This is a genomic window from Lentilactobacillus curieae, assembly GCF_000785105.2.
GTDB lineage: Bacteria > Bacillota > Bacilli > Lactobacillales > Lactobacillaceae > Lentilactobacillus > Lentilactobacillus curieae.
On sequence record NZ_CP018906.1, the window covers coordinates 1,124,971 to 1,138,765 of the forward strand.

Annotated in this window: 12 protein-coding genes; 5 read left to right on the top strand and 7 right to left on the bottom strand. The window is 40.9% G+C overall.

Going from position 1 to position 13,795, the window contains the following annotated elements; translation table 11 throughout:
- Nucleotides 1-10 precede the first annotated feature (10 nt).
- From PL11_RS05310 to PL11_RS05330, 5 genes are all read left to right on the top strand, one after another.
- Nucleotides 11-1,192, top strand: a complete 1,182-nt coding sequence (locus PL11_RS05310) for an aminotransferase class I/II-fold pyridoxal phosphate-dependent enzyme (protein WP_035167835.1) — start codon at nt 11-13, stop codon at nt 1,190-1,192.
- Between the two features lie 24 nt (nt 1,193-1,216).
- Nucleotides 1,217-2,296, top strand: coding sequence for an aspartate-semialdehyde dehydrogenase (locus PL11_RS05315; RefSeq protein ID WP_035167836.1), 1,080 nt, complete (start codon nt 1,217-1,219; stop codon nt 2,294-2,296).
- A gap of 156 nt (nt 2,297-2,452) precedes the next feature.
- Nucleotides 2,453-5,167 (top strand): HAD-IC family P-type ATPase, encoded by a 2,715-nt coding sequence (locus PL11_RS05320; RefSeq protein WP_035167837.1) that lies wholly within the window; start codon nt 2,453-2,455, stop codon nt 5,165-5,167.
- 129 nt (nt 5,168-5,296) lie between these two features.
- Complete coding sequence (locus PL11_RS05325; RefSeq protein ID WP_035167838.1) at nt 5,297-5,485, top strand: helix-turn-helix transcriptional regulator; 189 nt, start codon at nt 5,297-5,299, stop codon at nt 5,483-5,485.
- A gap of 5 nt (nt 5,486-5,490) precedes the next feature.
- Nucleotides 5,491-6,024 (top strand): DUF3278 domain-containing protein, encoded by a 534-nt coding sequence (locus tag PL11_RS05330; RefSeq protein ID WP_035167839.1) that lies wholly within the window; start codon nt 5,491-5,493, stop codon nt 6,022-6,024.
- A 60-nt stretch (nt 6,025-6,084) separates the two neighbouring features.
- On the opposite strand, the gene PL11_RS05335 is transcribed toward PL11_RS05330, so the two are convergent.
- The 7 genes from PL11_RS05335 to PL11_RS05365 form a co-directional block, all read right to left on the bottom strand.
- On the bottom strand, nt 6,085-7,104 hold the full coding sequence (locus tag PL11_RS05335) for an acyltransferase family protein (protein ID WP_335621928.1): 1,020 nt from the start codon (nt 7,102-7,104) through the stop codon (nt 6,085-6,087).
- Nucleotides 7,105-7,553: 449 nt separating this feature from the next.
- Nucleotides 7,554-9,377, bottom strand: coding sequence for an N-acetylmuramoyl-L-alanine amidase (locus tag PL11_RS05340; protein ID WP_078256927.1), 1,824 nt, complete (start codon nt 9,375-9,377; stop codon nt 7,554-7,556).
- A gap of 205 nt (nt 9,378-9,582) precedes the next feature.
- Nucleotides 9,583-9,915, bottom strand: a complete 333-nt coding sequence (locus PL11_RS05345) for a hypothetical protein (protein WP_035167841.1) — start codon at nt 9,913-9,915, stop codon at nt 9,583-9,585.
- A 48-nt stretch (nt 9,916-9,963) separates the two neighbouring features.
- On the bottom strand, nt 9,964-11,034 hold the full coding sequence (locus PL11_RS05350) for an ABC transporter substrate-binding protein (RefSeq protein WP_035167842.1): 1,071 nt from the start codon (nt 11,032-11,034) through the stop codon (nt 9,964-9,966).
- Nucleotides 11,031-11,855 carry an ABC transporter permease gene (locus tag PL11_RS05355; RefSeq protein WP_035167843.1) on the bottom strand — a complete coding sequence of 275 codons (825 nt, stop codon included), beginning with the start codon at nt 11,853-11,855 and terminating at the stop codon, nt 11,031-11,033. Before PL11_RS05355 ends, PL11_RS05350 begins: the two co-directional genes overlap by 4 nt.
- A complete protein-coding gene (locus PL11_RS05360) occupies nt 11,852-12,667 on the bottom strand; it encodes an ABC transporter permease (protein ID WP_035167844.1) in 816 nt (271 codons plus the stop codon). Before PL11_RS05360 ends, PL11_RS05355 begins: the two co-directional genes overlap by 4 nt.
- A gap of 4 nt (nt 12,668-12,671) precedes the next feature.
- The gene (locus PL11_RS05365; protein WP_078256928.1) at nt 12,672-13,766 is read right to left on the bottom strand and encodes an ABC transporter ATP-binding protein; all 1,095 of its coding nucleotides are present in this window, start codon (nt 13,764-13,766) and stop codon (nt 12,672-12,674) included.
- Nucleotides 13,767-13,795: the final 29 nt, after the last annotated feature.

Here is a 13,795-nt window from a genome sequence, read left to right on the forward strand (position 1 = left end):
GGAGGAAATCATGCCAGAATTAGACAGTAAGTTAAATAACGTCGTAAACACTAAGGTTCAAGCTGTTGGACCTTCTGGAATTCGTGAATTTGACCAAGAGATTTCATCAGTGGATGGAATTGTAAAGTTAACAATCGGTGAGCCAGACTTTGATGTTCCAGAACATGTCAAAGAGGCTGCAATCCAAAGCATCAAAGATAATGAATCTCATTACTCAGCCCAAAAGGGAATTGTTGAGTTGAGAAATGCCATTAGCAGTTATTTGAAGACTGCGACTGGCGTTACATACGATCCAGAATCTGAAGTTATTGTGACAATTGGGGCAACTGAAGCAATTTATACTGCATTGACTACGATTTTGAACCCTGGGGATAAGGTGATTGTGCCAACCCCAGCATTTGCCCTGTACTTCCCAATCATTAATCTTGCAGGCGCAGAATTGATCACCATTGATACTTCTGACGATGGCTTTGTACTTTCGCCAGAGAAACTACAAAAAGCACTGGATGAAAATGGTGATAGCGTAAAGGCAATTATTTTGAACTACCCATCTAACCCAACCGGGGTTGAGTATTCAAAGGCTCAACTACAAGCCTTAGCAGATATTATTTCTAAGCACTCAATGTATGTGATTGCTGACGAAATCTACTGTGAATTGACATATGGAGTCGAACATAACTCAATCGCTTCGATGATTCCAGGACAAACCATTGTGGTTAATGGGTTATCAAAGTCACACGCGATGACCGGTTACAGAATTGGCTACATTGCTGCTCCAAAGGATATGGTTACTCAGGCAGCTAAGACCCACGCATTCGTGATTACCTCACCATCTAACCCAGCACAATATGCCGCAGCAGAAGCACTACAAAATGGTTTGGACGATCCAAAGGCAATGAAGGCAACTTACGAAAAGCGGCTTCACTACATTTCACAGCGTTTGAGTGATATGGGCTTTGAAGTTGTTAATCCCGAGGGTGCTTTCTATATTTTCGTGAAGATTCCTGGTACAATACACAAAAACTCGGTTGAGTTTGCCACTGACTTAGCATACAACGCTAAAGTTGGTGTCACCCCAGGTTCAGCTTTTGGACCAGGTGGCGAGGGCTACATCAGACTTTCTTATGCAGCTTCGGATGAAGATATCAAGTTAGCAATGGATCGAATGGAACAATATTTACAACAGCAATAAAAAATAGATAAGGGGACATTACAAATGGCAGAAGAATTTAACGTAGCAATTTTAGGAGCAACTGGTGCAGTTGGTACTCGATTAATTTCTCAACTAGAACAATCAACAATTCCGGTAAAGAGTGTGAAGTTTTTGGCTTCAGCTCGTTCAGCAGGAAAGGTTCTTAAATTTAAAGGCGAGGATGTAACAATTGAGGAAGCCAAGCCAGAAAGCTTTGACGGAGTTGATCTTGTGTTGGCTTCTGCCGGTGGTTCTGTTTCTAAGAAATTTCTTCCAGAAGCTGTAAAACGTGGAGCTGTCTGTGTGGACAATACCAGTGCTTTTCGGATGGATCCACAAGTTCCACTTATTGTTCCTGAAGTTAATGCTAAGGAATTGGTTAACCACAAGGGAATTATTGCTAATCCTAACTGTTCAACTATCCAAATGGTGGTTGCACTTGAACCAATCAGACAACAATTTGGTTTGAAACAAGTAATTGTTTCTACTTACCAAGCTGTTTCTGGTGCTGGCCAATCTGCCCTCAATGAGTTGATGGAAGAATCAGAACAATACATTAAGGGTGAGGAAATCAACCCACAAATTTTGCCAACTAAGGGTGACAATAAGCATTATCAAATGGCATTTAACCTATTGCCACAAATCGACGTCTTCGAAGATGATGGATATACTCACGAAGAGTGGAAGATGATCCATGAAACTAAGAAGATTATGCTTAACGACATGGATGCCAAAGATATTAAGGTTACTGCAACTTGTGTCCGCGTTCCAGTTAGAATTGGACATGGTGAGACTGTCTACTTTGAAGTTGAAGACAAGAGTGCTACTGCTAAGCAAATTCAAGACGCCCTTTCAAACGCTGCAGGAGTTGTATTACAAGATGATCCGAGCCAACAACTTTACCCACAATCAATTAATTCTGAAGGAAGCCGTGATACTTTTGTAGGTCGCGTTCGTCCTGATTTGGAAAATGAAGGAAACTTCAATATGTGGGTCGTATCTGATAACTTGTTAAAGGGTGCCGCATGGAACACCGTTCAAATCGCAGAAGAGTTGGTTAAGAATAACTTGGTTCGCGTTCCTGAAAATGCATACGAAGCTTAATAAAACAAATTATTTATAAATAATAACGGTTAGCTTGGGTTGAAATGCTCAAAATGACCGTTATTTTTATATTTAGAGTGAATTTGTTTACCGAACGGTGTGCTTTTATATATAATTTAGTTAACAAATATTTTAAATGGATAGGTGATTTATTTAATGGAAGACAAGCAAAACCCTCCTGGGGAAAATTTATGGCAATTGGAAGATAAACAATTAGCTGACAAGTACCAATCTGACCTTGAGAATGGGTTGACTTCAAGCGAAGCTCAACAACGGTTGGCTAAAGATGGCTATAACGAATTGGAGGCAAAAAAGAAAAGTAAGCTAGTGCAATTTTTAGCACAGTTTAACAACAGTATCATTTACATTTTGATTGCTGCTGCAATAATTACACTCTTGCTTCATCATTACTCAGATTCTGCCGTTATCGCCGTGGTTATTATTGCCAACGCATTTATTGGCTTTTTCCAAGAAGTACAGGCTGATAATGCATTAACCAAAATTCGTGAATTGCTAGTTAGTCAAAATATTGTAATTCGTGACGGTCACAAGATTGAAGTACCAGCTCGCGAATTGGTAGTTGGTGATGTTGTGATTGTGGAGGCTGGGGATGCTATCCCAGCAGATATGCGATTAGTGGAAGCCGACAACCTTAACATTCAAGAATCAACACTTACAGGTGAAAGTAACTCCGTTGACAAAACTGAGGATCCACTTGCTAACAATGAAATTCCTTTAGCAGAGCGTTCTAACATGGCGTATGCGTCAACTGCTGTGACCCAAGGTTCTGGTCGTGGAATTGTGGTTGCCACTGCCAACGATACTGAAATTGGTGGCATTCAAGAGAGTGTTCAAGAGGTAAAAACTCAAGTTACGCCGTTGATGAAGAACCTGAATAAATTAGGGGTTAACCTATCAATTTTCATCGTGGTTGTCGCAATCATCTTGTTCATTGTTGGTTTATTTACCAAGATTTACAGCTTACCAACGTTGACCATTGCCATTATCACTATGGTTGTTGGGTCAATACCTGAAGGATTACCTGCATCAACGTCCGTTGTTTTAGCTCGTGGAGTTCAAACCATGACTAAGAATGGCGCTATTGTTAAAACATTACCTGCTGTTGAAACCCTGGGTGCCGTGGATATCGTTAACACTGATAAAACTGGTACCCTAACGAAAAATGAAATGACGGTTACTGACGTAATCACTGATAAAGAGCATTACCAAGTTACCGGGATTGGTTTCGTTGATGGTGATCAGGGAGTTGCTGGGGATGTTTTATTGAACGGCAACAAGGTTGACTACCGCCAAGACCCTGATTTTGATAAGTTGGTTACGATTGCTGGAACCACAACCGATGCCGAGTTGGTTAAAGATGAAGGCGAGTGGTCATTGACCGGTGAACCAACTGATGGTGCCTTGACGACTTTATTCCACAAGTTAAAGGGTCGTGAGCCCAACGTTGATGAAGTTGATACGCTACCGTTTGATTCAGCTTATCGATACAGTGCAAGATTAGTTAATTATGAAGGTAAACGCGTCTTGATGATCAAGGGAGCTCCCGGAACTGTATTTGATATGGTGATGAAGCATGACACAAGCTTTAATGAGCCAGCTTGGAATGCCAAGGTTAATGAGCTAACTCAAGATGGTTTGCGAGTTGTTGCTTTGGCCCAGATTGATAACGTTACTGGCGATGAAATCAATGATGAAATGCTTGATGGCGACGTTAAGTTAACTGGAGTCGTGGGAATTATTGATCCTCCACGAGAAGAAGTGATTCCCGCCATTCATAGCCTTCGTCAAGCGGGGGTTAAGGTCAACATGATTACTGGTGACCACCCTGATACCGCAACAGCAATTGCTAAGAAGCTTAATCTAGATGAAAGTGTTCATGCAATTACTGGTCCTGAGTTGGATGAAATGTCTGATGAAGAACTTCAGAAAAACATCGGTCGCTATAACGTGTTTGCCAGAACAACACCGCAAAATAAACTTAGAATCGTTAAGGCTCAGCAGGCTAACGAGAAAGTCGTTGCCATGACTGGGGACGGTGTTAACGATGCCGCTGCCTTGAAACAGGCCAATATTGGGATTGCGATGGGGGTTAAAGGTACCGAGGTGGCTAAGGAAGCGTCTGATATGGTTCTGGTTCGGGATGACTTTACCACGATTGTTGACGCTGTTTTCGAAGGGCGTCACGTGTTTGATAACATCCGCAAGACCATTCGATTCTTACTACCAACTAGTTTTGCTGAAGGTTTAGTTGTGTTGATTAGTATGGTGATGGGACAAGAACTCCCACTGTTCCCAACCCAATTGCTTTGGATCAACACAGTTTCGGCGTTGACGATTCAATTTGCCTTTATCTTTGAACCAGCTGAGGCTTCGGTGATGAAACGGGGGCCGCGTGATGTTAAGAAGGGTATATTGAGCTGGATGGATAATATAGAAATCACGTATGTGTCAGTCTTGATTGCTGCACTTGGCATCTTCTTGTTCGACAAATTTGTTGATGCCAACGTGTTAACCCCAGTTCTTGGTTCAACCATGGCCGTTAACATCATTATCTTTGGTAAGATTTTCTACCTGTTCAACATCAGAAACTCATACCCAATTGTTTCTAAACATTTCTTTGAGAATAAGGCTGCCTTCGTAATTATCGGTATTTTGGTAGTTATGCAGCTATTCTTAATATACGTACCATTCATGCAGGATATTTTCCACACAGCAAATATTAATTTCTACTATGGTTGGTTAGTGCCAATCATCGCCGGATTTATCGTGATGGTGGTTACAGAAATCGTCAAACTTGCTCGAATCGCGTACTCACGAAAGAGTAGCAAAGCGACGGGAATGAAAAATTAATTCAATGTACTAAAGAGCTGTTCTGCCAAGGCAGAGCGGCTCTTTTTATTGAATGATGTGTCATTTATAATTGACACGTTTAGAGATTGTGTTTAGACTGTCATATATAAATGACAGGGGCTGAATGCAATGAATCGTGTGAACGAATACCGAAAACAAAGGGGGATTTCTCAGCTGGAATTGGCTAAACGAGTTGGAATAGCCAGGCAAACAATCAATCTGATTGAAAATGATAAGTACAACCCGTCATTGAGATTATGTATTGAGATTGCTAAGGAGTTGGGGACGGACTTAAATACCCTATTTTGGGAGGAGTGACAGTTTTGAAGAGTAAGCAAAGCTTTCGTGACCGGTTGATCTGTTTTATATTTGGGATTCCCGGTTCATTGGACGAGTACAAAAGAAGTCAAATTGATCGGGTCGGAAACAATTGTTTCTTGGCACTGTTGGGATTCTTAATCGTATCAGGAATCTTTTTTATCGGATTTACTGGGACATTATTAGATCATAACTGGGGAATGTTGTACCTTTTCTTAAATTTTATGTTTATTTTACTCTTGCTGGGATGGTACGTTACCCCAACGTTCAAAAAGTTAGGAATCACAACGCAGGAACTATCGGAAGATGAGTTGAAAGGATTCAAGTGGCGGGCTGGAAAAATCACGCTGTTTCAATCGATGATCTTATCGGTCACTATGTGGATTGTTTACGGACTTTCTGCGTCTGCAGTGGATGTAACAAGTTTTATTCATTCATTGTTTTCAGAGAATGGGTTACTGTGGTTGGGGCTTTTCTTCATTATTTATTGGCTTGCTTCTTGGAGTCGTATGCTGAGCAGAACGAAGATGGCTAAATAGACTAATAAAAGAAGCCAGACAGAACGAATTCAATTTCGTCCTGCCTGGCTTCTTCAATTTTTAAGCTGTTTGCAGATATACAGTTGTTTGTCTTTGATTGACAAGCGTAGTTATCATCAATGGCACTGCGATTGCAATTAGTGATGAAACAACAATGTTATTGATGTTAGCCATTCCACAAATATCTAAAATAGCTTTGTGGAGGTACATAATGATCATCGTGTGGCGACCGATTAGTGGCAATAAAGTTAATCGGGGTATTTTAGCAATTAATACTGAGATTCCCATTATTGCAAACGAAAGAACCAATGGAACCACAATGATTAGCAGCCCGTTAAGCTGCGGAATTGATGATTCAATCATGTGAGACTTCATCGAGAACTTAAACCGGAAATCCGTAGCTAATCTAAGCGCGATGAACAACGTCGCTAAACTAGTTAATCCGGCAATTGCAGCGGGTTTTTGAATCCACTTCCAATTGGTGTGGAAGAATAAGTAACCAATGTAGGTGTAAAATGCAGCGATTAGAACTCCATCGAGATTCCAAGGTAACATTGTGTACCCAGAAATTTGGAATGGAACCTGGCCATAAGAAGCACCGACCAGAATCCCAGCGGTTACGATTCCAAGTTGCCACCACCGATTCTTAACCAGTGTTATCAACAATGTGACAGCAGTGATTGAAAGTAGGTAAACGTTGATAAACCAGAATGTGCTAGTGTAATTGTTTAGTGTCCGCCCACCAATCAAGAGCTTAGGTAGCGTGTCGATTAGGTAGTGGAAGTCCTTGTTGTGGAGTAATCCAAACAACAAGATCATGATAATTCCGGTCATGAAGTAAATTATCAAGTCGGTTTTGATTTTTTTGTTAAAAAATGCCGTGATTTTTTTCAGACTAATTGGCTTTAAGAAAAAGCCCGCTAGGATGAAGAAAAAGGGCATGTGCCACCAGTAAATTATTTGGCTGGTAGTGCCACTGACTAAAGCGTGGCCAAAGACAACAGCAATAATTCCGATTGCCTTTGCGATATCAATCCATTCAATTCTCTTTTTAAGCATACTGTTTCCGATCACCTTCATTTTCAGAAAGGGTGAAAAATCACCCAAATTCCATTCTAGTCAACATCGAAATTTTGTTAAGTGATGTGCCTTTAACTTGAGTACAGATTATCAACTGCAACTTAAGTCAAGCTTAAATAGATATTTCGGTAACATGTTAACTGGATTACAAGAAGATGGTCAAAAAATAAGCCTAAATGAAAATCAGTGGAAACTATGAAAAGTCGTTTCCACTGATTAGTTTAAAACGAGAGGGCCTAGCAGATGGCCCTCCCTAGATGCATAAGATTAATCGTGTAGATGCAATGCATTAAGTCGATATTGGAGGACAATAGGGGTTTCATCCTCCACCTATATTATATCAAATCAGTGTATAAAATTAGTGAATAATGACTCGCAAACACAGTGGGAGGTTGAAATATGCAAAAAAACCACAAAATGTTGTATTATCAACATTTTGCGGTTTTTACTTATTTAGTGAATTCAACTTCACTTTGTTTTACGAAGGCAATTCGGTGATTGAACTGAATTTGAACATAATGTTCTTTACCAGTAAAGTATTGTTCTTCAGTTTCATCATTTAAGGTCGAGTTATAGTAATCGGCCGTATAAATACCGCCAACAACGTACTTTTGACCCTGCTTGAGCTTTGCGAATGGTTTAAGTGCGGCACTCTTAAATCCGTGATTATTTAACTCGGCTGCAGAAGGGTAGGCACCGCCAAAGACGTCAGCAGTACTGTTTTTTGCAGTGATCACAGTTCCGGATGCGTTGGTGACATTCTTATCACGGGGATTGTAGAACCAGGCCTTTTTACCGTCATAGTAAATTGCGGTCCAGTCGCCCTTTTGTCCGGCTTTGACAAATTGTTGGCCATATACAGCTTTGTCTGACCAATCAGGCTCCTCGGTTGTTCCTGACTTACCCGCCTTGAAGTTGGCGTTAGTGATAAATTTAGAGCTAAATGAAGGTGATTGGTGAAGGTAAACAAAGTTTGTCCCGGTCTTGGTTAGCTCATCGCCGTTGTATGTTAGCTTTTCAGTTTTACCTTTCAAACTGTACTTAGGGTTTGGCGTAATCGTTACCACATCACTCTTCTTTTTGGCTGGTTTATTTAAATCAACTCCAAGAAGTTTGAAGTAATGGTTCCAATTCCAGTATGCACCTGGATCCCAGTGCATTCCTGCTTGGTCCTTAGCTTCCAAACCAGGCACGTTATCGTGGCCAATAATGTGTTCTCTATCTAAAGGAACGTTGTAACGTTTGGCTAATAACTTAACTAATTTTGCTGATTGTTCATACATAGGTTCAGTGAACCACTTACCACCATGGACTGCAAAGCCTTCATGCTCGATGCCGACCGAATGGGAGTTCACGTACCAGTTACCAGCATGCCAAGCCACGTTCTCTGGGCGGATAATTTCAGCGATTTGACCGTCATTTGAACGGACGAGGAAGTTAGCGGCAGCGTAACTTTGGCCTTGGAACAACTTTAAGGCGTCCTCATAAGTGGTTTCGGTATTGTGAATAACGATGTAGCGAACATCAAGACCATTTTGTGTTCGGTTAGAACGGTCGTAATTTCCGTAGTCGCCCTTATCATCGAAGGCAGAATGGGCAGCTGGAATATATTGAACGTTCAAACTACTTGGGTAATTAGGATCCTTAGTAGTGTTGTTTTGTAAATTAAGTTTGGTAATTTGAGTAACGTCGGGATCAATTGCTTGTTTTGACAAAGTGAGGGTAGAACCATCAGCGAACTTTTCGCTAGTTCCTGATTTAATTGTTGAATACACATGGTTTGCAAATTGTTCAGCGGCACTTTGCTCAGTGTTTTGACTGTATTTAGCGACTGCGCCATACCACTGATTAATATCGGAACTAAGTGGAAGGCCAAGATCTTTCTGGTATTTAGCCAACAATGCGGCACCAGCGTTGATGTTCGCAGCGTCATCTGACTTAACGTCTGCTAAACTTTCACCACTTAGATTGGCGGCTGTGACTGCTGTTTCCAGCGCACTTGAATTGGTGCTGTCACCTAATCCCTTTGCATCTGTAAGATGCATAACTCCGTAGCCACCGTTCATGCTTGGTTGAAAGTTATGGTTATTCCAAACAGTTTCGCTGTAAGCTACTGACATGAGAATTGGTTCTGGAACTTGGTATTTTGCTGCGGCCTGAGAAAAGTCGGATTGCATATCGTTGACGGTATCACTCCTTGCACTAATGTTCAGACAAAATAAGACTAAAAATGAGAAAATTATCGTGGATAGAAAAACTTTCCACTTCTTCATAAAATCACCCACCAATCTGATTTGTTACCATTAAGATTACTCCTTAATGAGTGCAAAATGAAGAAAAATTTAATCATATGTTAATGTTTATAACATGAAGTTCTTATTTTGTATCTGTAACTAAGATTATAGAACAAAAAATCCAAGTTTCAGTCAATCATGACTAAGACTTGGATTTTACTTTGGCGCTATTGTTGACTAGAACCTAGTCAGTTCTCCACTTTTCGAAGAAGGCTGAGTTACTACCTAAGTAGTTGATTGCATCTTTTGCAAGCTGGTCTGCCTTTTGTTTGAGGTCTTCTTCAGAGATTCCAAGGTTGTTATTTCTGAGTGAACCGACCCCAACGTTATAAAATTTATTTATTCGCCCAAAGCCATTGTCTTTGAATAAATCGTCGAGCTTGTTGATATCGCCTTTTGCGGCATCAGAAACGATTTGTGAAAGGTTGTCATTTGGGTTGAGAATCGTTGCTGCGTAAGTGATCAAAAATTGATCCATATCAAGAATAATTTCTTGACGTACGTTTTTCTTTGCCATTACGTTCACCTCAATATTAGTGTAAACTTTTTAGACTAGTTTTGCCAACTAGTGATGCATTTTGAACTCTAAGTACAAATCATTGTACTGTTCAACTTTTTGCTGACTAAGATTCTTATAGACTTGGAGACGTTTGATTACTTGCTGGTCTGGATAAAATTGTTTATCGTCTCTAATGGACTTGGGTAACAATTTATAAGCGGCTGTGTTTGGTGTTGAGTAACCAATATACTCAGCATTCTGCGCCGCATTTTCCGGACGTGACATGAAGTTAAGAAACTTGTAGATTGCGGTGAAGTGTTTAGCCGTCTTGGGAATTACTAAGTTATCAAACCACATGTTACTTCCCTCAGTTGGAACGATGTAGTGCAGGTGAGAATTCTGACTCATCATTTCAGCAGCTTCACCAGACCAGTCCACGGCCAATGGTGCTTCTCCGTCAGCCATGTACATTTTAATTTCATCAGCGACGACTGCCTTTACGTTTGGTGCTAACCGAATTAATTTTTTCTTCGCTGCAAGTAATTCTTGGTTATTTGTCGTATTTACAGAGTGTCCCTGTGAAATCAAAGTCATTCCCATAATATCTCGTGCAGAATCAATCAGCATCAATTGGTTTTTAAATTTTTTGTTCCATAACTGGTTCCAATGTTGGACCTCGCAAGGTTTAACATATTTATCGTTATAAATAATTCCTAACGTTCCCCAGAAGTAGGGAAGGGAATACTTGTTACCGCGATCGAAACTCTTGTTAAGGTAGGCCTGACCATAGTTGTCCATACCAGTTAATCTAGTCTTATTTAGAGGCAACAGTAGATGGCTTTCCTTCATTTTGCCGACCATATAGTCACTAGGTACCGTGATGTCGTAGTTGGTACCGCCTTGCTGCACCTTGGTGTACATGGCTTCGTTACTATCAAACGTTTCAACGTTAACGTGATAACCGGTTTCTTTTTGAAACTTGGAAATCAATGCAGGGTCAATATAGTCACCCCAGTTGTAGAGGTTAAGGACTTTGCTACCGGTGTCCCCAGCAGATTTTTGTAATTCGTTACTACCGTAAGCTAACCCCAAGCAAATGAGGATAATGGCTCCGGCGACCATCAATAATCGTTTCATCGTTCAGTCGCCCCCGTTCTTCGCTTCTTCTTAGTTGACCGGCTGCGATTATGACTTTCAATGAAGTAATAAACCACTACCAGTACTAATGAGAAGACAAACATAATTCCGGATAGCGCATTAATTTCTAGGTCAATTCCTTGCCGAGCTCGTGAGTAAATTTCTACAGAGAGCGTTGTAAACCCGTTACCAGTCACGAAAAAGGTAACCGCAAAGTCGTCTAATGAGTACGTGATGGCCATGAAGAACCCAGAAATAATTCCGGGTTGGATGAACGGAATTACGATGTCTGACAAGATTTGGGTTGATGATGCTCCTAAATCTTTAGCAGCGTTGATTAGTGATGGACTCATTTCGTTAAGCCTTGGCAACACCATGAGCAAGACGATTGGAATTTCAAAGGCAATGTGGCTAAGCAACACTGACCAGAATCCCAGCGGCACGCTCAAGGCAGTAAAGAAAATCAAGAAGCTAGCACCGATAATGACGTCCGGAGATACAAGCAGAATACTGTTGAGTGACAGTAACATTTGCTTTGTCCGCTTCCGTTTAGCATTGCTGATATTGAATGCACCAATGGTTCCGATGATTGTTGAAATCAAAGATGAAAGCAAGGCGATTAAAATCGTGTTTAAAAATATTGCTAGCATGCGTTTGTCATTGAACAGGGTTCCGTAGTGTTTAAGGGTAAACCCTTGGAAGTTGTTCATCGTCGTTCCCTTGGAAAACGAGTACATAATTAAGTAAATAATTGGGATATACAGCAACAAAAAGATAAACACTAAGTAAAACTTACCAAATTTTGATGTTTTAGATGTCATTTCATCGGCCCCCTTCGTTTCCTACGGTTACCAGTGAAGAACATTACGATCGCCATCGAAATGATCAGTACAACACCGATTGTGGAACCCATTCCCCAGTTCATTGTGGTCAAAAAATGTTCCTCAACTGCTGTACCTAGAGTGATGATTTTATTTCCACCAATCAACCTTGAAAGCATGAAAAGTGATAACGATGGAATAAAAACGATTTGAACACCCGACTGAATCCCGGGTTTAGTAAGTGGCAGAATTACCTTAGTAAAAGTTTGGTAGGCTGTAGCTCCCAGGTCATGACTTGCCCGAATGTAAGAATCATTGATGTCTAGCAGTGAATTATAAATTGGCAAAATCATGAACGGAATCTGGATGTAAGCTGCAACTAAGATAAAACTGGTGTTGGTAAACAGCATGTTGTGAATGCCAAGTCCTAGCCACTGTGAAATGTTGTTGACCATCCCATCGTGACTTAGCAGGCCAATGAAGGCGTATGCCTTGAGTAGCAGGTTGATCCAGGTTGGCAGAATTACCAACAATATCCAGAGATTTCTGTGCTTTAGTTTACTAATGTAGTAGGCCATTGGGTAGCTGATCAGCAGTGCAATCAGGGTGATTAAAAATGCGTACAGCACTGAATTGGCTGTCATCGTCAAGTACGTCCCTGATTCAAAGAACGTTTTGTAGTTGTCCAGGGTAAATTGGTGAGCAACGTTGAAAAACGAGTAATAAAATATCAAGGCAACAGGCGAAATCACAAACAAAATCAGCCATAAAACGTAAGGGGCGTAAAATGCCCCGCTAATTTTCTTGTTCATGAGCTCACCTCTCATCCTCATAAGTGTCTAGCCGTTTATCAAAGTTAGCTTCAGTTTCGTTAAATCGCATAACGTGCATATCGTGAGGGCCAAAGCTAAGACCGACAATCTTGTCATCTTCAGTGGCGTTAGTTGAATGAATTAACCATTCGTTATCATCCTTATCGTAAGCAAGGATTTCATAGTAGTCGCCTCTGAATAGTTGGGTGCTAACCTTAACTTGGAGCTTTCCATTTTCAGGAGATGTAATGACCAAGTCTTCAGGACGAATCACTACTTCAACTGGTTCGTTTGGCCGCATTCCTGCATCTGAGCATTCAAACGTGTGACCTAAGAATTCGACTCTGTAATCTTCGATCATCGTCCCAGGAATGATGTTACTTTCGCCAATAAAGTCAGCTACAAAGTGGTTAATTGGCTCGTCGTAAATGTCGACAGGAGATCCTTGCTGGAGGATTTCACCCTTGTTCATGACAAAAATTTCGTCAGACATGGCGAGTGCTTCTTCTTGATCGTGGGTAACGAATAAGAATGTGATTCCTAGCCGTTGTTGAAGGTCACGTAGTTCATACTGCATGTCCTTTCTCAGCTTGGCATCTAAAGCAGATAACGGCTCATCTAAGAGCAACACCTTAGGTTGCTTGACAATGGCTCTGGCAATCGCAATTCGTTGTTGTTGACCACCAGAAAGCTCAGAGATTTCACGGTCGGCATACTGTTCCAGCTGGACTAACTTAAGGGCAGAAACCACCCGATCTTGAATTTCATCCTTAGGAACGTTTGAGACGACTAGGCCAAACGCAACGTTTTCGTACACGTTCATGTTTGGAAAAAGAGCATAATCCTGAAATACGGTGTTAAGTTGGCGTTTGTTTGCGGGAATGTCGTTGATTCGTTTACCATCAAACAAAACTTCCCCGGATGATACTTCGGTGAACCCTGCAATTGACCGTAAAATTGTGGTTTTTCCGCAACCGGATGGGCCAAGCAGGGTGTAGAACTCACCTTGTTTTAGTTTAAAATTAATGTTTTTTAGAGCCACAAAGCCGTCATCGTACTGCTTGCGGACTCCTTTTAGTTCAACGATTGCTTTTTCCAATCGGAATTCCTCCATACTATGTGTGAATT

Coding starts and splice junctions, on each gene's coding strand:
- PL11_RS05345 (WP_035167841.1), bottom strand. CDS start 9,915: ATGGCAAAGAAAAACGTACGTCAAGAAATTATTCTTGATATGGATCAA.
- PL11_RS05350 (WP_035167842.1), bottom strand. CDS start 11,034: ATGAAACGATTATTGATGGTCGCCGGAGCCATTATCCTCATTTGCTTG.
- PL11_RS05320 (WP_035167837.1), top strand. CDS start 2,453: ATGGAAGACAAGCAAAACCCTCCTGGGGAAAATTTATGGCAATTGGAA.
- PL11_RS05325 (WP_035167838.1), top strand. CDS start 5,297: ATGAATCGTGTGAACGAATACCGAAAACAAAGGGGGATTTCTCAGCTG.
- PL11_RS05355 (WP_035167843.1), bottom strand. CDS start 11,855: ATGACATCTAAAACATCAAAATTTGGTAAGTTTTACTTAGTGTTTATC.
- PL11_RS05340 (WP_078256927.1), bottom strand. CDS start 9,377: ATGAAGAAGTGGAAAGTTTTTCTATCCACGATAATTTTCTCATTTTTA.
- PL11_RS05310 (WP_035167835.1), top strand. CDS start 11: ATGCCAGAATTAGACAGTAAGTTAAATAACGTCGTAAACACTAAGGTT.
- PL11_RS05315 (WP_035167836.1), top strand. CDS start 1,217: ATGGCAGAAGAATTTAACGTAGCAATTTTAGGAGCAACTGGTGCAGTT.
- PL11_RS05360 (WP_035167844.1), bottom strand. CDS start 12,667: ATGAACAAGAAAATTAGCGGGGCATTTTACGCCCCTTACGTTTTATGG.
- PL11_RS05335 (WP_335621928.1), bottom strand. CDS start 7,104: ATGAAGGTGATCGGAAACAGTATGCTTAAAAAGAGAATTGAATGGATT.